Here is a 21674-nt window from a genome sequence, read left to right as displayed (position 1 = left end):
GAGTCTGTTCCAGCTAGGAGGGCGATGGGAACAATGGTTCAAAGACTGATTGAAGATAAGAGAGATAACATTGACGACTTCCAGTAATGCCCCACAAGCCCAAAACACCGCTGCGGCCACGGCCCCATCATTTTTAGCCCTTACGCCGCTATTTTTGTTTTTAGCGCTATTTATTGGTGCTGGCGTTTACTTTCAAAGCCAAGGCGTAGATTTTGCGTTTTATCAGCTACCCAGCGTAGTGGCAATTTTACCGGCCATTATCTTTGCCATTTTGATTTCAAAGCAAAAGCTTAATCAAACGATTGAAACCTTTATCGCAGGCATCGGTCACTCAAATATCATTGCCATGTGTATGATTTATTTGTTAGCAGGTGCCTTTGCCGCAGTCGCTAAAGCAACCGGTGGTGTTGATGCCACTGTCGCCTTAGGTCTGTCTCTAGTGCCATCTAACTTATTACTACCTGGCTTTTTCGTGATAGCGGCATTTATCGCAACAGCCATGGGTACCTCGATGGGCACCATCGCAGCAGTAGCCCCTATTGCACTCGGTGTCGCCAACGAAGCGCAAATTGACTTAGCCATTATGGCTGGCGCGGTGATCTCTGGCGCACTATTTGGCGACAACTTATCTATTATCTCTGACACCACGATTGCAGCCACTCGTACTCAGGGCTGTCATATGAAAGATAAATTTAAAGAAAACCTTATCTTCGCTATTCCGGCGTCTATCATCACTTTAGTGATATTTACTCTTGCCGGACAAGGTCAAGCTGAGGTTGCACCGCAAGATGTCGACTTCATCAAAGTCATCCCATATCTAACCATTTTGTTTTTAGCCGTTGCTGGTGTAAACGTATTTGTTGTACTCACAATCGGTATCTTACTCGCAGGTATTACTGGCATAACCACCATGGATTACGGCGTGATCCAGTTCGGCCAAGATATCTATGCAGGCTTTGGTAGCATGCAAGAGATCTTCATTTTGTCTATGTTAGTGGGCGGTTTAGCCGCACTAATGCAGCAGCAAGGTGGCTTAGCTTTTGTTAGCCAACAAATTGAAAAGCTGATCGGTCGTTTCTCTAAAGCTAAGGGCGAAGCATCATGCCGCGCATCAGAGCTGGGGATAGCTGCTATCGTGGCAACCACTAACACTTGTGTGGCTAATAACACGGTATCGATTGTAGTTACAGGCGATATTGCTAAAGATCTCGCGCAGAAGCATGGCGTAACACCAAAGCGCGCCGCCAGTATTCTCGATATATTTTCATGTATCATTCAAGGGCTTATCCCATACGGTGCACAGGCGCTATTAGTGGCTTCAACCTTTAGCCTATCTCCGCTAGATGTTGTCACTCACGCCTGGTACTGCATGATCTTAGCTGTGGTCGCAATTGCGATAGTCATCTTGCGTAAACGTCATTAATCAGGCAGTTTAAAGATAGGGTCAGGAAGACCCTATTCTATTAATCAAGGAGTACATGTAGATGTGCTCCTTTTTTATTGTTCGAAAATAACAATAAGCCGGGATCACATGGACGATAAATTACAAGAACAATCAATGCAGTACGACCTTCACCGCCTAGTGGTAGTGATGATTTTTATTGGCGCATCAATTGCGGCAGCAGGCGTCTCTTTATCCGTCTGGTTTGAATATCAAAATATCGGCTTCGATGTATTAAACCGCCGCGCAGACTTTCTCGGTGATTACACCGCCACCCGTTACGCCTTTATTTACAATATGTCCTTAATGATCGCTGGACTGTGCATTTTACTGTCGATGCTAGGGTTATACTTACTTCGCCTTGGTTACTTTAGTCACTATTTGTCGCTTATTGGGGCCGTCGTGGGCTTTGCCATTATTTTAATGGGCGTATTTCCGATTAATTATCTTGAGCTACATAGATTAGTATCCACTTGCTATCTGCTTGGCACCGTGTTGATGTTTTTCCTCTGTATTAGCGATAAATTTAACCGCCATTCTATTTGTAGCTGGCCAGTGTTTTTTTTCAGCGTACTGGGATTTATCGCCGCATCAGCGCTAGTGTTTCAGCTTAACTGGCGCACGTTAGACTTTGATCCCTGTATCAATCACAATATCAAACTGCATTTTTGTTGGCCCGCCATTACCATGTGGTGCCTGATCAATATCGTCATGCTTTGGTGCCTTGCATTCGCGTGGAGCATACGTAAAATTGCAATTAATAATTACCTCGAACTGTCACAGCGTTACCTAGCTGGAGAGCATTAAGCCCATCCATGAGACTTGCAAAATACCTTGCCTTAACCGGCTGTTGTTCCCGCCGCGCCGCGACCCGCTTGATAAGAGACGGACAAGTTCGTATTAACGACCGCCTTGCTAACCATGTTGATAGTGTCACGATTATTGATACTGCAGATGGCCAGCAATGTTTAGAGCAGATTTATGTAAACCAAGAGCTTGTTCGCGCCGTTGAAGCTAAAGCGTATTGGTTATTTAATAAAGCCGTTGGCACCGACAGTCGCCTACTGCCAGACCTGCCCAACAGCCTATTGCATCTGTTGCCTGCGTCACCCCGCCTCTACCCTATCGGCCGTCTCGATAAAGACAGCCGCGGCCTACTGATATTAACCAACGATGGCGAGCTCACTCACCAGTTAATGCACCCCGATTTCGGTCATGCTAAGACTTACCATGTGCAAGTTGACCGCGATTTTGATGATGCTTTTCTTGCAAGCATGGCCGCTGGGGTGAGTTATAAAGATGTCACCACTTTGCCGTGTGTGATGCGTCGTTTGGACTCTGATAAGTACCAGATTACTTTAACTCAGGGGTTAAACCGTCAAATTCGGCGTATGTCTCAGGCGTTGGGGTTTAAGGTTATCGACCTTACACGGGTGTCGATTCAAAGTTTGCAGCTTGGGAATTTGTCAGAGGGTTCTATGCGACCTTTGAGTTACGTTGAGCTAACGGAATTGTTAGCTTCTGTTGCTTAGGTTCTAGGTTAGAGTTAACCATTAAACTTTTTCAATCAGGCTGCGCCTGACTTCTAAGTTAGACTTCGTCTAACAACTAAAGTCTTTCATAAAGAGTCCGAGCCGCCCCGACGAAGTTGTTGATCCTCAGTTATTTTCGAAAATCGCTATCGCCTCATATTCGCCGTCCATGGCTCACCTAAGGCTACCTCGTCATCCATGACTCGCTCACGCGATTGTTCTTCAATACCTTCGGCAACTCCGATGGGGAATAGGTGTTTTCTGTAAGTTAATAATGGACTGGAAGCTTGGATAATGGCTGAGACTAAAACATTTCTAACGCACTTTTGGACAAAAACGTTTTAGTACAAAGGGTCTAAAGCTGGGTAGTGGGATTAGGAAATGTATAGTAATCAGATAAAGTTTACACTAACCCCACTAAATTTAAACTGCTCAAGAATCGAGCTGCAAGCAATATTTACAGTCCAAAAAACTTATCTTCCTGTGATAAAGTCAGAATCGTATCTTTTTCATCAAAACTTGATTTTAGCTTATAAAGCTTATCATTTAATATAGATACAACTGTCTGTATTGATTGGGCGTTAGCTGTCTTAAATAAGCTACCCAGTTTATCTTCATCACTTGACTCTAAATAGTCTTGAAGCGTGAAATAAGGCAAATCAAGAGCGTTATCTTTAGCATACTTTGCAAAGGACATATCGATACACATCGTCGCAGCTCTAGGAGAACCATCACCAAAAACCTTATCTGCGTTTACAATCGAAAATTTTAACTCTTTCTGGTATTCATCAAAGTTAGAAGTAAAAAACAAGTTAAAGTCTTTGAAGGTAGACTGACTTATTTTCTTACATGACTCATTTAATGAGTTCAACTTTACCTTGAAGTTATCCATATGTTTAGAAAGAATTTTTGCGTTGATATTCCTTTTTTCATCAATACTTATCAACGAAGTTTCGATAGTTTTAATCTCATTAATTATGTAGCTAACCATACCTCGTTCTTCTTTTTCATTCTGAATCTCTTTTTCTACCAATAAAAATGAACCAAGGTTGGATTGCGATGTAAGTGATTTAAATATACTTTGCTCTTCTGATAGATTGGAATTAAGTTCGATTTTTAAAGACTCTACCTGTTTCTCCAAAGAAGACATTCTGCCCCTTACATACTCAACCTTACAATTCAGAATCGAATTATGAAAGTTAACTGACTCCTCATAAGTTCTCTCCAAATTAGGTATCAGTATTGAGGCTTCTTTGTATATTTTTGATATTGTATTCTGATCATATTCATACGATTTAGAAAGGTATTCATCAATCGTTTTCTGGTTGTAGTTAAGTTGAACTTCCAAGTTTGCTACTTTCGTAGATAGCGTTGAAATATCTAACCGAATAATTCTTAGCCTTACAAGCACGTCCTCGTGAACACCTTGTAATTCATATGCCTCTTCTTTTTCTTGTAAAGTCATAATTCGATCATCTATTGCACCTAATCTATTATGATAGAATATTATATCCTCACCGTTTAACAATGATCTCTTTCTATCTTCCTGAAGTTTAGTTTCTAGTTTGTAATCATAGTCTTTTTTTAGAAACTCATGACCAGAAAAACCTAGCAAATATGAGTAAATCAACCCATACATGTCATTCGAAGTATATGTATTATTAAATTTATAAGCATTATTTACTGTTGATTTATCGAGCCTGAAAAACCTATTAAATATAGTGCTTAAGGTTGGTTGTTCAACCGTATGATTAAATAACTCTGCAACTTTATCCTTAAATTTCTTAGCGGAATTAAAACTAATCCCATTAATTTTCCCTAACCTATAAATCCGCCCATTGCTTTCAGAGAAAAATCGTTCAATAACAATAGTGGACTCTCCCTTTTTAATAGTCAGGAAAAACTTAATCTCGCCGCTAGTTAGGGCTTTCTTTACTTTCTCGTTAGTTGTTCCTGAGTCAGGATCTTTCCAAAGCCCTTCACCGGAAGAGCCGAAGCAGTATTTAATTACTCTTAAAACAGAACTTTTACCAACTTGATTACCATTAGTACCAGAGTTAGTGATTATGTTAAGGCCATTATTAAAAACTAAATCTCGAATGACCTCGTTATTATTTGTTAGCTTTAAACTGACTAGCTGCATTTCTCTATATTTCCTAATTCATCAATATTAATTGCGCCACATATAAAGATCCAATCCAGACCATAAGAAAAGTATGTAAATGTAATATCATCAAACTTCTCCCTGTATATGTTGAACGTAGCAAGAGGGCATATATTACTATTTGAGTTTAGGATTGTTAGAATATTTGCACCAATAACAATAAGGCTTAATTTTTGTGATTGATTATTGCTTATTATCATGTTGTAGGGCGCTCTAATATTTTACAATTAATAAATCCGTATACAACAATAAGAAATATTGAAGCATCTATAATTTCTTGTTCAAACCGTTCACTGGTATGGACTTCCTCTCTAAAATCTTCAATAACTCGCTGAAAAAACAAGTCTGCATTGCTTTTTACAAACGCTAATATGGAATCTTGATCAAATTTAGTTAGACCACTTTCAAGTAGTACAGTCCTTTTGACCTTTTTATACCTTTGCTGTATCGCCCATAAGAATCTGTTACTAGCATTTGCTGAGTTAGATTCAATAGAGGTTATAGACGACTCAACAATAAACATGAAACCAGCAGCTTCTCGTATATCTTCTGAGTATAATTTAAGATCATTGTATTCCATTTTATCCTCCGTTTTGGGAGGCATTTCATAATCTTCATTTGGCTCAGAAGTCATGGGATCATAGCTACCCAAAATTCCTTTAAGCAATGGTGTCAGGGTAGATGGTATTTTTGCTAGGACAGTGATATTTACTGGACTGTTATTTCCCTTCGTCACAATAGCATGTCCACACCCCGAGCTACTGGCTTCTGTATTACCTAGTTGCATGCTATTTTCCAATATCAACTTTACTATTCTTTCCAGTAGTGATTACTGCATGACCACTACCAGATGCTGTTGCAACGTGCCCTTTGCTTGATGAGCTCATAGAAACCAAAATCACGAAGAATAAAAATATTGCGACTAAAGAGGCAATCAATGCATAAAAAGTCTGATCTGGAGTCATTACCTGAAAGGCTGGTACGGATAGCCATTGCTTCATTAGCATGAAAAAGAAAAGTGCAGATAGCCCAGCAATACCTAGGCCAAACTTAAGAATTGTTCGAATCATTGCGCCCATTTATAAATCTCTCTATTATCCATAATAACAGCAGGTTACGTGAAAGACTCCAGAGATTCAAATACAACATATGGAAATGCCACTAATCACTCTAATTTTTATCATGAACGCAAACGGGACCGAGTCTTGCCTTTTTCTTGACCATGAGTACATCTAATGCAAATTTTACTCAACAGACGACATAATTTCTCGACTCATAACTTGTTTTGGGGCAAAAATGAGTTACGAAACTCACAGAAAACACCAGTTCCCCATCGGCGTTGCCGAAATGTGTTGGAATAAATCGCGTAATGCCGACAGGGATATCGGCGTAGCTTTCGCGGGGCAGGCCGTTCTTTGGCGTCCATGCCATCACGGCATTTGTGAATCCATTCACATCAGATGCCCCATCGGAAGCGTTAGACTATTTCGAATAAGTACGAGGCCCGTATCTAATGCATGTAACTTCGCCGGGGCGGCAGGGACTCTTTATAAATGAAATGGTCAAGAGGGGGTAGCTGTTGACTCTTTTTCCCCTTCTTGCCCGTGTGTGAGCTGGAAGCTCACGACTTTAATTGTTAGACGCAGTCTAACTTTAAGCTCAAGCGCAGCTTGGTATCATACAGAAAAGTTTGAGCATGAAACTCAACCCAAACCACAAGATCAAAAAAGCCGAAACACCTTAATGTTTCGGCTTTTGCATCCAAAAGACCTATCTAACCTTGGTCTATAAGGTTAATTAACAATTTCCATCTCTTCTAGCAGGTTATCTGCATTATCCAGATACTTCATCACCCAAAGCATATAACGGCTATCCACCTGGATAGAACGGTTAGTCTGTGGATCGTAACCCCAGTCACCGATAATACTCTCGTATACGCCGTCAAACAGTAGCCCCACTAGCTCAGCACGGCCGTTTAAGGTCGGTGAACCTGAGTTACCACCTGTGGTATCAAGCGTCGATAGGAAGTTAACTGGTACTGAGTCTAGTGATTTTACATAGTAATCACCGTACTGCTTGTTTGCGATAAGCTCTAGCTGCTTAGCCGGTGCATTAAATGGCTCTACACCTGTGTCTTTGGCCAAGATACCTTCAAGGCGAGTAAACGGCACCGCTTTAAGACCATCTTCTGGTGAGTACCCTTTCACATGACCCACGGTAACACGTAGGCTTGAGTTGGCATCGGCGTAAACCGGCTTACCTTGCTCAAGGTTATAGGCGATGATGGCGTCCATATACATAGGGCGCACCTTCATTAGCTTACCTGCTAACTGCTTCTTGTCATTTTCACGCTGCATACGCTCATCGAAAGTTGCTACTGCGTACTGAATGAACGGGTCATTTGATTGCTTGAAATCAGCAACTGATTTGTCCATCCACGCTAAACGAGTGTCTTTGTCTGAAAGCTGGGTATCGGCATACATCTTATCCAGCGTCTTATTTAGCTCGGCCGCGTTAAAGTTGTTAGTAATACCAAACGCTTTATCAAATGCTGGTAGGCGCTGATCTTGTGGCAGCGCTGCGTAACGGGTTATGAGATCCGCTAGCATGGCTTTATCAACACTGGCTGCATAGCGGCGCTCAATGCGCTCCATACCAGAGGTAAAACGGGTCATATCGCGGTCTTGGAAACCTGGCTCACGTTGCATATCTGGCAATGCTTTTTCGTTCGCTAGACGATACAAACGGTTAGCTGTACTCAGCATGGTGCTGTAACCCATGTAGCTCAGCAGTAAATCACGTTCTTGGCCTTGTTGGCTCTTAGCGATTAACTTATCAAGCTCAGCCAGTACTTTGCCGTATTGCTGCTCACGCTTCTTGTCCGCTTTAATCCAGTTCGCTAACTCTTGCTCTAAGCCTTTACGGTCGTCAAGCATGGGCGATTTGCCGTAAAACTCGATCATCGAGGTAAAGTTTTTAGCATAATTTGCTAGGCCTGCAATTGAGCTTTCATACTTAATGCGCTCATCACTGCCTTCTGGCGCAGTTTCTTTGATGATTTCAATTAAGCGTTCACGTAAGACTTTACCTTCTGGATATGCCCACTCAAATTGATTTTCAACTTCGTTGGCGGTGCGGTAACGGTTGGTACGCCCTGGGTAGCCCGCGACCATCACAAAATCACCTTCGCTCACGCCTTTAGCCGACACTTTCAAGAAGCTCTTTGGCTCGTATGGCACGTTGTCTTTGCTGAAATCTGCAGGCTTGCCGTCTTTAGAGACATACGCGCGGTAGAATGAGTAATCACCTGTGTGACGTGGCCACATCCAGTTATCAACGTCGCCGCCGTACTTACCAACGCTAGCGGCTGGGTTATACACTAAGCGCACATCGCGAATCTCTAGCTGCTTAACGAGGTAATACTCAAGGCCGCCGTGAAAGCTATAAACTTTACAGCGGTAGCCGTCTTCTTTTTCACACTCGGCGACTAAGCCTTTTTCTTTCTGCTCAATGCCTTTGTAAAATGCATTACCGGTTTCGCCCTCAAGGCCTTTTTTCACCTTGTCGGTCACGTTAGTAACACTTTCAGTCACGAAAATGCGTGAGCCCGGTGTTGCCGCTAGCTCTTCGCCAAACGACTTAGCTAAAAAGCCATCGCGTAGCAGGTTATTTTCGGGCGTTGAATTGTACTGGATTGAGCCGTAAGCACAGTGGTGGTTAGTCACCACTAGGCCTTTTGGTGATACAAATGATGCCGTACAGCCACCTAGGCTGATCACGGCATTCATAGGAAATTCGGTCAATTTTGAAATCGAATTAACGTCGATTTCTAATCCCTTCGCTTTCAGTTCATCTGCCATGGCAGGAAGTTGATGAGGCTGCCACATACCTTCGTCAGCTACGGCACCAAAAGAGGTGGCGATAGCTGCTGTCAAAAGCCATTTTTTCATTTTATAAGTCCATTTTTATATTATTTTTAAAAGCATTTATTATGAGTATTTTTAAGATTTTTTGTTGATTGCTTGTGCTTCGATAGTCAATTTTGTTGGGCCCGAAAAACAAAAAAGCCGAGCCATTATTTTCATAATCGAGCTCGACTTTATCATAAGATGCTATGTTGATAACAGATTCAGAATTAATCTCTTACAAAGCTGTTACCTAATCTAATTGATATACTTATTTGTCTATAAGTAGATTAATCTTGGCAAATTATAGCGCCACCCATAGCTGGGCTAGAATAATGGTTGCCCCTGCAACCCCAGCTAAAGCAAGTGCCGTGTTACCGCCACACACCTGATAACCGCCTAGGTTCTGCTTACGCTGACGTAGTGCCATCGCTATCGGTAGGAAGATAATCATCACCACTAACGGAATCGCAGCGTAACCAAGCACCTTGTAGAAACCATCTGGATAATAAAGTGCACACAATAGCGGTGGCACAAAGGTCAGCAGCCAGGTTTGTGCGCGGCCAGCTAGGCCTTCTTTAGCGCGAGTGAGTTCGGCAATATAGTCAAACAAGCTCATGGTTACGCCAAGGAATGAGGTCACCAATGCCAGGTTAGCGAATAGATCGATGAACTGCTGCAAAATTGATGATTCAGCCACACCTTGCAGTGCGCTAACCAACATAGGTAATGAGCCGCTAAATTCATACACGGTTTTGCCACCTAAGGTACCAAGTGTCACCAACAGCCACAGGATATAACACACCAATGGAATGGTTGAGCCGATAATCAATACCTTACGCAATGACATCGCGTCACCATCTAAGTAGCGCACAATCGTGGCAATACACACATGAAAACCAAATGAGGTGAATACAATTGGAATTGCCGCTAACCACAGGTTGGTTAAGTCACCACTACTAACCATGCCTTCAGTCGAGTTGCGCATCAGTAGGCTCATATCCACTTCTGGTAGCAAGTAAGCGACCACAATCACAAGTAATGCGATCATTGAGGTAAACAGTACCCGTGAAACTTTATCAATCCAGCGCACACCAACCGCAATCAAACCACCGAAAATAGCGGTAAATATCAATACAGCAAGCTGGTTGTCCATCTTCATACCAACCAAGTCCATCTTAGACTCAAGCAGCGATGAGCCGCCCATCAGATACACCATGGTTAAGGCGAATAATAAACTTAAGAATGACGCTCCCTGAAAAATCTGCCCCACTCGGCCTAATGTTTTGCCGGTAATAGAGTGCATATTAAGACCCACACCCGTGCGCAGGTTAATTTCAAGCATCAATAGAGAGGTATAGATTGATACGCCCCAGATGGCGATGAGTAAAAGCAGTGCGGGAAGTGTACCAAGTGAAGCGGTTGCCAGAGGCAGGGCTAACATGCCGCCACCGATTGCCGTTCCGGCGACAATGGCAACTGAGCCAAGTATTTTTGAGTTCACAAAATTGTCCTGTTAAATTTTATAATTTATTTTTGTAGGTCAGATTTAGAACGACTTTGAGGGAGAGGATTTTGCAAGTTAACAATAACATTAACAGCCCCCAATCGAATCTGGTCATCATCGACCTTGCGATTCCAATTGGCCCCAACGGCTAGTTAAATAATACGTGTATTCACCTTATCAACATAGCCACTGAGGCTGGATAAATCGTGGAAAATACAGTGTGAATTGCTTCATTACGGCTCTACTCTAAAATTGACTGAGTTGACATTACCAGCTGCGTCCCTTGCTAGCAAGCCATCTAAGCCACTAAAAACCAACTTGGCACGAGTTATTAACTTGCACACAAAACTTAAGCAACACTAGGCTGACCCGCTGCTAATTTTCACAAAAATATAGGCTATTTCCACGCCAACGGCGTTGAAAAATACAACGCAATCGCTATAATGCCGCCTCCGCTTCAGGGGAGTAGCTATCAGTAGAATGACTCACAATGATTTAAGTCTTCTACTGAGTATGTATCAACATAATTGGCCAGATGCCATGGTACATACAGCAGCTCAATGTGCACTAGCCGTTGAGTTTGCCCAGCAAGACCTGAGCACCGCACCTCTTAATTTGGGGAAGAGTTGCTGTGCTTAGAATTGCTATCCCCACATAGGAATACCTCTTGGAAGCACTGCTCGCATCAACATTCACTGTTGCGATTGCTGAAATCGGCGATAAGACGCAACTACTCGCGCTAATTTTAGCCGCACGCTTTAAAAACAAAACTGCCATTATTCTGGGTATTTTTCTATCGACGCTGGTCAATCATTTTGCTGCAGCTTGGCTCGGTCAATGGGCCATATCCTGGATAAGCCCTGAAGTAGGACGCTATCTTGTTGCCGCATCCTTTTTTGCTATCGCCCTGTGGGTACTCATTCCCGATAAAGTCGATGCCGAAGAGAGCCGCTTTTATGCGATGGGGCCGTTCCTCGCCACCTTTGTGCTGTTTTTCATTGCCGAAATGGGCGATAAAACCCAAATCGCCACCGTTGTGTTATCGGCTAAGTATGACGCCTTAGCCATGGTTGTGATGGGAACCACTTTGGGCATGCTGATTGCCAATGTGCCCGTTGTCATCGCTGGGCACTTCAGCGCAGAGAAATTACCGTTAAATTGGATCCACCGCGGCTGCGCCGTCTTGTTTGCGTTACTTGGTGTCGTGACCTTAGTATTTTAGGAAGTTAAAGCTAAGACGGTTCTAGGTTCTAGGTTCAAGGTCCTAGGTTCAAGGAAAAGCTATAGCAAATCATCATTTTAGGTCGGCATTTATGCCGTCAAATTTATTAGCATGATTAAGGCTATATAAACTGATGGGCTAAAGCCCAACCTACATCAAAGATATTTGATATTTGATGTTTGATGTTTGATGTTTGATGTTAGCAAAACAGAGCTGACTGAGGAAAAACCAATTGTAGGTCAGCATTTATGCCGTCAAATTTATTGGCTTGATTAAGGCTATATAAACTCATGGGCTAAAGCCCAACCTACATCAAAGATGTTTGATGTTTGATGTTTGATGTTTGATGTTAGTAAAACAGAGCTGACTGAGGAAAAACCAATTGTAGGTCGGCATTTATGCCGTCAAATTTATTAGCATGATTAAGGCTATATAAACTGATGGGCTAAAGCCCAACCTACGTTGAGAAACGCAATGCCATCTTTTGATGGTATAGCAGGGCGAAGTCTGCTCTCGCCGCAAAGCGACCTAGCAACGAGCTTACGAGTGCTCTAGGCTTTTTAGGTTCTATCAAAACAAAAAAGGCAAAACAGTATCTGCTGTCTTGCCTTTAACTTTATGCTTGTTCAGTCCTTAGGATCTTTCTTAGCTTTTCCTAGAACCTAGGGCCTGCTTTTTCCTAGAACCTTTTCAGCTTTACCCTACTTTCAACGCCGCTTTGACTCGCTGGCCGTAATCGCTATCGGCAGCGCTAAAGTGCTCAACCATCTTAGCTTGCGTTGCTTCATTCACTACACTCAAGCTGCCGACGATGTTAGCAATCAATCGCGCTTTTTCATCTTCAGGTAGAAGACGGTATAAGTCGCCCGCTTGGCTAAAGTCATCTTGGTCATAACGGCTATAGCGGTCTGCTTCACCGTCTAAACGCAGTGGTGGCTCGGCAAATTGTGCTTGGTCTTGCAGACCGTTATTGCTATTTGGACCATAGTTGCTGCTCGCATCACCACCAGTCTGACCACCAGAGAATGGGCATTGTGTGCCGGCCATTGCGCCAGCGCGTTGGTGATGGTTTGCCTTCGTTGCATGTGGGCAGTTAACCGGTAGCTGGTTATAGTTAGCGCCTATGCGGTAACGCTGGGCATCAGCATACGCAAACAAACGTGCTTGTAACATCTTATCTGGTGAGGCGCCCACACCTGGGACTAAGTTGCTTGGTGCTAGCGCCACTTGCTCAACTTCGGCAAAGTAGTTTTGCGGCATACGGTTAAGTTCAAGCTCACCAATTTCAATCAGTGGATAATCGGTATGCGACCATACTTTAGTCAAATCGAACGGGTTGATCTTATAAGTATTCGCCTCAGCTTCTGGCATGATCTGTACTTTTACCGCCCACTTAGGGAAGTTACCATCATTAATTGCAGCAAGCATATCGCGCTGCGATGAATCAGGATCGATACCTTTAAGAATATCTGCCTGCTCCGCCGTTAAGTTCGCGATGCCCTGCTTAGTCTTAAAGTGGAATTTAACCCAGAAACGCTCACCCGCTGCATTCCAAAAAGAGAATGTATGCGAACCATAGCCGTGCATTTGACGGTAGTTAGCTGGAATTCCACGGTCTGACATTAAGATTGTCACCTGATGCATAGCTTCAGGGTTTAGCGCCCAGAAGTCCCACATCGCATGGGGATCTTTAAGGTTTGTTTGTGGGTTACGCTTTTGAGTATGGATAAAATCTGGGAACTTAATACCATCACGCAAGAAGAACGTTGGCGTGTTATTACCTACGATATCGTGATTACCACGCTCGGTATAAAAACGTAAACCAAAGCCGCGAGGATCACGTTCTGCATCAGCAGATCCCATCTCACCACCTACCGTTGAAAAACGTACAAAGGTTTCAGTCTGCTTGCCCACACCATTGAAGTGGTCTGCTAGCGTAAATTCACTCATGTCTCGAGTCAGCGTAAATGTACCATAAACCCCAGTCCCTTTTGCATGCACGATACGCTCTGGAATACGCTCACGGTTGAAGTGTGCAAGCTTCTCAATTAGATGCCAATCTTGAAGTAGCAGCGGACCACGCTCTCCTGCTGATAGTGAGTTTTGGTCATCACTAATAGGTGCGCCGTTTTGTGCAGTAAGAACTCGATTTTGCTGACTCATAAAGTATTCCTTAATCTTGGCTGGACTCGAGCCAAGTTTCAATTAAATCAAATAGTGTGGCCATGGTTTATCCCCAATTTGCAATGTGCGATACGCTATGGCGATATGGCATGGATGCCGTATGTCGATGAACAGATAATAGGCTCACAACCAAAAACATTAAAACGATTAAAACAGATAACCTTAAATCAAATAACAGATTAAGAGATGGGTAGCTAAAACAATATAAATGGAAAAATTAAGACTGGAGTAAACTGCAACTGAATTAAGGCGTTGCAGAGTAATGTTGAAAATGAATAACAACATTGATACTAATCAATAAATGAAATGTTTGAATTTAATCACTACCGGGTAGCAAAGATGTAAGCGTTAAATGCTACCAATGGCGATTTAAGCTGATGAAAAATAGTAGAAGTTGCTTAAATTAAGCGTTTTAACGTGATTTACATTTGTAAAAATGGAGGAAAACAGCTTATTTCCTCCTCAATGAACTGTGTATTAGTGTATCAAAGCTATTTTAAAGCTCTGTAAATTAGAGTTTGTAGACTATAGCTCAGTAGAGTCTTTTATATGTGAATCAGCTTTGTACAACTTCACCAAATAATAGGCGTCGATAAGCACAATAAAGAAGTTAACCAATGCCACCGGAATCGCATCAATAGCTAAACCATAGGCTACAAATAACGCCGCTCCGATAAGGTTCCACCAACGAAGCTTTTTGATGTTTGACATCATTAGCGATATCGCGACGACAACCGACGCTAGATAGCCGACCCATTCCCAAATTGTTGCGTTATCCATGCGCTATCCTCATTGGTTTTTGTCGAACCAAGTTATGCAGCAAACATAACTTGAATGTGCAATAAGTATGCGCAAAAATCAGCCATTAAAACAGCCCCTAGCCGAATAAAAGTTTAGCGATTAACCACAGCTGCTGTCATGCGAGTGATCTTGCAATAAGGCATCACTCACTGGCACGGCGTTGAAACAACACCTTTTATAGCGACGATTAAGCTGTAGTTTAAAGCCTCTGTCCGTTTAGTCTTTAGCGCTTAACCACAGCTGCAGTCATGCGAGTGATCTTGCAATAAAGCATCGCTCACTGGCACGGCGTTGAAACAACACCTTTTATAGCGACGACTAAGCCGTAGTTTAAAGCCTCTGTCCGTTTAGTCTTTAGCGCTTAACCACAGCTGCAGTCATGCGAGAGATACAGCATAACTCACCGGCACCGTTATGGATTAGCACTTCCCACACCGAGCTACGTTTGCCTAAGTGGATCGCTTTTGCGGTGGCGGTAAGAATGCCATTACGCGAGGCTTTTAAGTGATTGGCGTTAATCTCTTGGCCAACGCAATAATAGTTTTCAAAGTCGACCGCGAAGTTAGCTGCATAACTGGCTACCGTTTCCGCTAGGGCCACGTTCGCCCCACCATGAACTATACCAAGTGGATTATGTACTGCTGGGGTTGCCGGCATAGTGGCCTTCATATAGTCATCACCGATTTCAGAAATAGTGATCCCCATTGTTTGCATTAGCGTGCCTTTTCCATGCATCCCCGCATCCATTTTCGCGCATACTTCCAAACTGACAGGCTTAAACCAAATCGACATATTGTGCTTCCACTGTTGTTATTAGTTGTTATTAGTTGTTATTAGCTGTTGTTTATACTTATTACTGGGCACAGTCTACTTTGTCAGGCAGGATCTTTAAACCTGTAAGATGAGTGGTTTAAACAGGCATAGAAAGTATTGTCGAGCAGGATGTGTATTTACGATCGGTTGATATGATGTTGGCTTATAGAGTAAGAGTGAAGAGTTAAAGTTGGCCCGCGAGAATACTTAATATTTTTTGTCGATTACGCTAGAAACGTCCAACTTAGTGTGCATAATCGCGGGCCAGAGGGTAAAGAGATAAGCTGTTCTATGTTTCTTTGCTTGTTAGTGATCGCGCAGCCTATCTTGCTAAACTTAATTCTTTATTAAAGAAGATCTTCCACTGCATCTAACGTGAGCTTGATCATATCGTTTAGTGTTTGCTGGCGCTCTTCTGCAGTCAAATGCAGGCCTTGGCGCAGGTGGTCGGTTACCGTCATCATAGCCAATGCGTTAGCACCAAATTCAGTGGCAACACCATAAAGACCAGCGGCTTCCATTTCGACACCTAAAATGCCGTACTTTTCCATCAAGTCGTAACGGTTCTCATCACTGCTGTAGAACAGATCAGAAGAGTACAGGTTACCCACGTGGTAGTTAGCACCTAACTTTTCTGCTGAGTCAGCAGCACGCTTTAGCAAGTTAAAATCGGCAATCATAGCAAAATCGGTGTCTGCAAAACGGGTTCTGTTAACCGCAGAGTCAGTACTCGCGCCCATCGCCATCACTACATCCATCAACTTGATTTTGTTACTTACTGCGCCACATGAACCGATACGGATAATGTTTTGAACGCTATATTCGGTGATCAACTCTTTGGCATAGATTGAGATTGATGGAATACCCATACCAGAACCCATTACAGAGATCTTCTTACCTTTGTATTCACCGGTATAACCCAACATATTACGAACGTCAGTCACGAGCACAGCATTGTCTAAAAAGTTGTCAGCAATGTATTTAGCTCGTAGTGGGTCGCCAGGCATTAATACGGTTTTAGCAAATGCGCCATCAGCGGCATTGATATGTGGAGTCATGATACTTTCCTTACTCAAAATTAAATGCTTGCTTGCGCTATTAAACAAGCATTTCTCATTAAAAAACTAACTAAAAAATAGGTTATTTACCCAGCGGATCAACTCGCTAAACTATAAAGTAAACCTGCAATAGTACCGCTCATTAGGTTAGCTAAAGCCGCCGCAATAAGCGCCTTCATACCTAATGCACTTAAGTCGTGACGACGTTCAGGGCAAAGTGCAGCTAGGCCGCCAATCACCATGGCTAGAGAGCCTATATTGGCAAAACCACACAATGCGAAACTGATAATGATTTGCGTCTTTTCTGATAGCTGATCAGCCACTTTTAAGAAATCGATGTAAGCGACGAACTCGTTAATCACCATCTTTTGGCCGATAAATGATGCCGCTTGTGTCGCTTCGCTCCAAGGCACGCCCATCACCCATGCTAGTGGGGCAAGTATGTAACCTAAGATAGCTTGCATGGTTAGGTCTTCGATACCGAACCAGCCGCCGATACCGCCTAGCATGCCATTGACCATGGCGATAAGTGCGACAAACGATAATAGCAGTGCAGATACCGACAGTACTTGCTGCATACCCATTGCCGCACCATTAGCTGCGGCATCAAGCACGTTAGCTGGCTTGTCAGTCATATCGTCCATCACTTTCTTGATGTCGTTTAGCGGGGTTTCCGTCTCTGGCCACATCAATTTGGCAAACAGTAGACCAGCAGGCGCCGTCATAAACGCGGCAGTCAGTACGTATTTAACGTCAACACCCATCTGGATATAACCAATCATGGTGCCGCCAGCCACAGACGCTAAGCCCCCCGTCATTACCGCAAACAACTCTGAACGAGTCATATGCTTAACGAAAGGTCGCACCATAGATGGCGCTTCGATTGGGCCTACAAATATATTGGCTGTTGCTGACAATGATTCTGCGCGGCTAGAACCCAGTAGCTTAGATAAACCGCCACCGATAAGGCCAATAACCCATTGCATAATGCCGAGGTAATAAAGTACGGCAATTAACGAGCTAATAAATACCACCACAAATAGCACGTTAATCACGAAGATAAAGCCAACACCAAACTTAGCAAGGTCGCCAAATAAAAACCCTAAGCCTTCATTCGCATAGCCGATAACGTGCATCACACCATTTGATGCACCATCAAGCACCGCCTGTCCCATAGGAACATACATAACGAATGCACCAAAGGCGACTTGAAACGCCAATGCGCCGAGTACAGTTCTAAGATTAATTGCTTTTCTATTTTCAGATAGCGCTACCGCTAATCCTATAAGACAGAACATGCCGAACAAACTGATGAAAACTTCCATACATTTATTACCATTTAAATCTTGATATGACGGCAGTGTATACAGGCAGTATTTTGCTGCAAGGAAATTGGCTGAGATTGACGAAGATAAAGTAAGTTTTTATCGGTTAGAGCAGCTAATTGAATCGAAACGGTAGAAAAGCATATAAATAGAAATAATCTTAAAACATAAATAATACACAAACCCAACAGGAATGGCTCACGCAACCAGCTAAAGCAACAACAAAGCCAAAGGTTTCACTCGCAAGAACAAAGCTTAATTAGTCACAAAACGACTAATTTCAGATCCAAAAAATACAAAACTGAAAGTTTATAACTTTACTAATGACTAAAAATTATCATATTTGATGGCTAACTTAGTGTTTAACGCAATCTCTTACTTACGCACCTATTAAAAATGCTAGATATTAAGCGGAGATTAAATCTTAGCGTGTTTTTAGCAAACGTATTTAAGGTGAATGGATGATGTAATGCTTGTTCGCTTGTAAGGTCACTGAGTGCAGAAGTCGGACGCCAAAACACGCCTAAAAGGTGAGTTTTAGCGCTTCCGATACAGTGTTAACGAGCTTAAATTAAGCCTGACCATGCTCAGAGCTATGTTAAAATTAACTATACCACTACAGTTTAAAGCTATGTTCAGAGTAACGTTAGTCGTGTGAGTTTATGCTCAATACTGATAAATTCATTAGTTCAATGCATATAGATTAAGTTGGCTCTGGAATGATTGTGCCCAGCGCAGCAGTTCTACACGATTTCTCGCTTGAGTTTTTCTAAATATAGAAGAGATATGTGCCTTAACCGTATGCTCGCTAATACTCAGCTTACCTGCGATCTCTTTATTGCGTGCGCCACTCGATACCAATTGAATAATGGTTTTCTCACGATTAGTTAGCACCTCAAGTGATTCCGACTCTTCACTGGTCAAGGCTTCAGGTACGTCCATTTTGCTGACTAATTGACGCAATACACTGCTCATCAACGGCCTATCGAACCATAACTCATCGGCTAACATCTTACGTAAGCCAGTTAGCAGCAGGTCCATACGTTCATTCAAAAACAGTAGACCACGGATCCCTTGCAGCAATGCAGCTTCTGCAGCAATACCTTCTCGTTCGACATGATAAAGCGCTACAGGAACATGCTTGACCAATTGAGTCGCCACCAACGGAATACCATTAATATCGAGCGCTGCACCTTGTTGAGAAACCAGATAAAAGCAGTTATCACTACTATTGGCTTCAAGCTGTTCTACATTAGAGATAACCCGAGTTTTTAATCCGATTGACTCTGCAAGTATTGCCAAATGACAAGGGGACGCCATTTGATGCAGAAAGACGACTTCGTCAATTTTTCTCATCACTTTCCTCCCTGAAAAGTTTTGCCTGTCCGTTAAATAGAACAAACTAAAATCTAGATCCTGAAGTATTCCCAGAACAGATTAACGCTTGTTAGCTTTAGAACGAAAGCACGATTTTAAATATTGGCCCGAGCCACATCATGTAACTCGTTATAAGCAGCAGAAGTATACAGAGTTTACCTAGTCTATGCCTAGGTAAACTGGTATAGCCAGCAAGCCTACTATGATTTTTACTGACTATGATTTTTACTGACTATGATTTTTACTGACTAAGTTTTGTGCTCAACTGCTTATCATGCAAACGGCTAAGCAACAGAATGGCTGATATTGCCCCTACTAGCGCCATTGCCATATCAGACTGCGTGTCCCATACGTACCCTTGGGTGCCTAAAAACGCTTCGGCATCTTCACCGGTCAGCTCCGCAACCCACCACTCTATAAGTTCATAGAAAGCAGAGAATGCTAAAGCAAAACAGATAGCTAGAAAGTTACACCAAGCTCCTAACTTAACAACACTGAGACGTATAAATACCTCGCGGGCCAAAATAGTCGGAATAAAACCTTGAGCAAAATGGCCGACTTTGTCGTAGTTATTACGCTGAGCGCCCGTCCAGTCGCTAATCCAATCAAATAGCGGCACTTCAGCATAGGTATAATGTCCACCCACCATCAAAATGATGCAGTGAATCAAAATCAAGCCATAAGCTAAACTCGTTAAAGCAAAACTATTGCGGGTATAGATCAGAATAGGTAATGCAATTAAGGCCGGTGCAACCTCTAAAAACCAGGTAAATTGATCTTTAGGATTAATACCTGACCAGATTAATACTGCGAAGAATATCACTAGCCACACAGCGCTTTTATTCAAAATATCGCCCTCATATACCATATTGTTCTAAATTAAGAATAAACACTTTAGCCATCTAGCCCTCCACAGTCAGTAAAAAAAGTGATACTTTGTTACCTCTGTTACGCTTTCGAAGTAAATATCAGTTGTGAAGGCTTTGCAGTCCTTAGTACATTGACAGTCTATACCCAAACCACTCCTACAACGTAGAGTTTAGTCGTCTCTGCGGTGGCACTAAGTATACATAATACATATAAACTAAAAGGGTACATAAATCATGGCGAAACATTCGCTGGACAAGGATAAAATTAAGATCCTGCTGTTGGAAGGCGTCCACCAATCTGCGGTAGATGTATTTGAACGTGCGGGTTACACCAACATTGAATATCACAAAGCATCACTCGCTGGAGACGAATTAGCCTCAGCGACTAAAGATGCCCACTTTATTGGTATCCGCTCCCGTACCCAATTGACTGAAGACGTATTATCCCAAGCCGACAAACTCGTTGGCATTGGTTGTTTCTGTATTGGTACTAACCAAGTCAGTCTCGCTGCAGCTGAAAAACTGGGGATCCCTGTATTTAACGCACCATTCTCAAATACGCGTAGCGTAGCTGAACTCGTACTCGGTGAGATCATCATGTTATTTCGTGGGATCCCACAGCGTAATGCGCTAGCTCACCGTGGCGGCTGGCTAAAAAGCGCTTCAGGAAGCTATGAGGCTCGCGGTAAAACCTTAGGGGTTATCGGTTACGGCCATATTGGCACTCAGCTAGGTATTCTTGCTGAAACCTTGGGTATGCGCGTTGTCTTCTTTGATATTGAAGATAAACTGCCGCTGGGTAATGCACAGCAAGTGCACTCACTACAGCAACTGCTATCGATTGCCGATGTGGTGAGCCTACACGTACCTGAAACACCACAGACAAAAGAGATGATTAGCTATGAAGAGCTAGCTTCTATGCGTAAAGGCAGCATTTTAATTAATGCCTCTCGCGGCACAGTGGTTGATATCGATGCGTTAGCGGCATCACTAAAAGAGCAACACCTTGCTGGCGCCGCCATCGACGTGTTTCCTGTTGAGCCTAAATCTAATGACGATGAGTTTGTCAGCCCACTACGCGGCCTAGACAATGTCATACTCACTCCACATGTGGGCGGCAGTACGGCAGAGGCTCAAGAAAACATCGGTATCGAAGTCGCTGGCAAACTGGCTAAATACTCAGATAATGGTTCAACCATGACAGCGGTGAATTTCCCTGAAGTGTCACTGGCTCAACACTCTGGTACTTCGCGCTTACTGCATATTCACCGTAACCGTCCGGGGATCTTGATCCAGATTAACTCCGCGTTTGCAGAAAAAGGCATTAACATTGCTGCTCAGTATCTACAAACCACGGCTGAAATTGGTTACGTGGTGATGGAAGTCGATTCTGATAAGGCTGACGAAGCGCTAATAGAGATGCAAGCGATTGAAGGCACGATTAGAACTCGATTGCTTCACTAATAAAGTTCATTA

General features: G+C 42.9%; 18 protein-coding genes. 5 read left to right on the top strand and 13 right to left on the bottom strand.

Going from position 1 to position 21674, the window contains the following annotated elements; translation table 11 throughout:
• Positions 1–70 precede the first annotated feature (70 nt).
• From ACVBJC_RS11630 to ACVBJC_RS11620, 3 genes are all read left to right on the top strand, one after another.
• Complete coding sequence (locus tag ACVBJC_RS11630) at positions 71–1423, top strand: Na+/H+ antiporter NhaC family protein (protein WP_447160925.1); 1353 nt, start codon at positions 71–73, stop codon at positions 1421–1423.
• Between the two features lie 108 nt (positions 1424–1531).
• Entirely contained in the window at positions 1532–2248 is a 717-nt protein-coding gene (locus ACVBJC_RS11625) for a DUF998 domain-containing protein (protein ID WP_447160924.1), read from the top strand.
• A gap of 8 nt (positions 2249–2256) precedes the next feature.
• Complete coding sequence (locus ACVBJC_RS11620; protein ID WP_447160923.1) at positions 2257–2973, top strand: RNA pseudouridine synthase; 717 nt, start codon at positions 2257–2259, stop codon at positions 2971–2973.
• A gap of 457 nt (positions 2974–3430) precedes the next feature.
• On the opposite strand, the gene ACVBJC_RS11615 is transcribed toward ACVBJC_RS11620, so the two are convergent.
• The 6 genes from ACVBJC_RS11615 to ACVBJC_RS11590 all read right to left on the bottom strand — a co-directional run bounded on the left by ACVBJC_RS11615 (position 3431) and on the right by ACVBJC_RS11590 (position 10546).
• Positions 3431–5116 carry a DUF2326 domain-containing protein gene (locus tag ACVBJC_RS11615; RefSeq protein ID WP_447160922.1) on the bottom strand — a complete coding sequence of 562 codons (1686 nt, stop codon included), beginning with the start codon at positions 5114–5116 and terminating at the stop codon, positions 3431–3433.
• Positions 5107–5337: an ABC-three component system middle component 6 gene (locus tag ACVBJC_RS11610; protein WP_447160921.1), complete on the bottom strand. Its 231-nt coding sequence runs from the start codon at positions 5335–5337 to the stop codon at positions 5107–5109. The genes ACVBJC_RS11615 and ACVBJC_RS11610 overlap by 10 nt, the downstream gene beginning before the upstream one ends.
• Positions 5334–5924 carry a hypothetical protein gene (locus ACVBJC_RS11605; protein ID WP_447160920.1) on the bottom strand — a complete coding sequence of 197 codons (591 nt, stop codon included), beginning with the start codon at positions 5922–5924 and terminating at the stop codon, positions 5334–5336. Before ACVBJC_RS11605 ends, ACVBJC_RS11610 begins: the two co-directional genes overlap by 4 nt.
• Position 5925: 1 nt before the next feature.
• Entirely contained in the window at positions 5926–6216 is a 291-nt protein-coding gene (locus tag ACVBJC_RS11600; RefSeq protein WP_447160919.1) for a hypothetical protein, read from the bottom strand.
• A 714-nt stretch (positions 6217–6930) separates the two neighbouring features.
• Positions 6931–9087: a S46 family peptidase gene (locus ACVBJC_RS11595; RefSeq protein ID WP_447160918.1), complete on the bottom strand. Its 2157-nt coding sequence runs from the start codon at positions 9085–9087 to the stop codon at positions 6931–6933.
• Between the two features lie 259 nt (positions 9088–9346).
• Positions 9347–10546, bottom strand: a complete 1200-nt coding sequence (locus ACVBJC_RS11590; RefSeq protein WP_447160917.1) for an amino acid permease — start codon at positions 10544–10546, stop codon at positions 9347–9349.
• Positions 10547–11216: 670 nt separating this feature from the next.
• Between ACVBJC_RS11590 and ACVBJC_RS11585 the strand changes: the two genes are divergently transcribed.
• The gene (locus ACVBJC_RS11585; RefSeq protein WP_447160916.1) at positions 11217–11771 is read left to right on the top strand and encodes a TMEM165/GDT1 family protein; all 555 of its coding nucleotides are present in this window, start codon (positions 11217–11219) and stop codon (positions 11769–11771) included.
• A gap of 696 nt (positions 11772–12467) precedes the next feature.
• On the opposite strand, the gene katB is transcribed toward ACVBJC_RS11585, so the two are convergent.
• The 7 genes from katB to ACVBJC_RS11550 all read right to left on the bottom strand — a co-directional run bounded on the left by katB (position 12468) and on the right by ACVBJC_RS11550 (position 20176).
• Positions 12468–13934, bottom strand: a complete 1467-nt coding sequence (katB, locus tag ACVBJC_RS11580) for a catalase KatB (protein WP_447160915.1) — start codon at positions 13932–13934, stop codon at positions 12468–12470.
• Between the two features lie 546 nt (positions 13935–14480).
• Entirely contained in the window at positions 14481–14735 is a 255-nt protein-coding gene (locus ACVBJC_RS11575) for a YgjV family protein (protein ID WP_447160914.1), read from the bottom strand.
• 375 nt (positions 14736–15110) lie between these two features.
• Positions 15111–15548 carry a PaaI family thioesterase gene (locus tag ACVBJC_RS11570; protein ID WP_447160913.1) on the bottom strand — a complete coding sequence of 146 codons (438 nt, stop codon included), beginning with the start codon at positions 15546–15548 and terminating at the stop codon, positions 15111–15113.
• Between the two features lie 368 nt (positions 15549–15916).
• Positions 15917–16627, bottom strand: coding sequence for a purine-nucleoside phosphorylase (gene deoD, locus ACVBJC_RS11565; RefSeq protein WP_447160912.1), 711 nt, complete (start codon positions 16625–16627; stop codon positions 15917–15919).
• A gap of 98 nt (positions 16628–16725) precedes the next feature.
• Positions 16726–17952, bottom strand: a complete 1227-nt coding sequence (locus ACVBJC_RS11560) for a NupC/NupG family nucleoside CNT transporter (RefSeq protein WP_447160911.1) — start codon at positions 17950–17952, stop codon at positions 16726–16728.
• A gap of 684 nt (positions 17953–18636) precedes the next feature.
• Positions 18637–19308 carry a response regulator transcription factor gene (locus ACVBJC_RS11555; protein ID WP_447160910.1) on the bottom strand — a complete coding sequence of 224 codons (672 nt, stop codon included), beginning with the start codon at positions 19306–19308 and terminating at the stop codon, positions 18637–18639.
• Positions 19309–19570: 262 nt separating this feature from the next.
• Entirely contained in the window at positions 19571–20176 is a 606-nt protein-coding gene (locus ACVBJC_RS11550) for a DUF2238 domain-containing protein (protein WP_447160909.1), read from the bottom strand.
• 256 nt (positions 20177–20432) lie between these two features.
• On the opposite strand from ACVBJC_RS11550, the gene serA reads away from it, so the two are divergent.
• On the top strand, positions 20433–21662 hold the full coding sequence (gene serA / locus ACVBJC_RS11545; RefSeq protein WP_447160908.1) for a phosphoglycerate dehydrogenase: 1230 nt from the start codon (positions 20433–20435) through the stop codon (positions 21660–21662).
• Positions 21663–21674 lie beyond the last annotated feature (12 nt).

The organism is Shewanella sp. 0m-6 (genome assembly GCF_052977325.1).
This window is presented reverse-complemented; position numbering and strand designations above follow the sequence as displayed.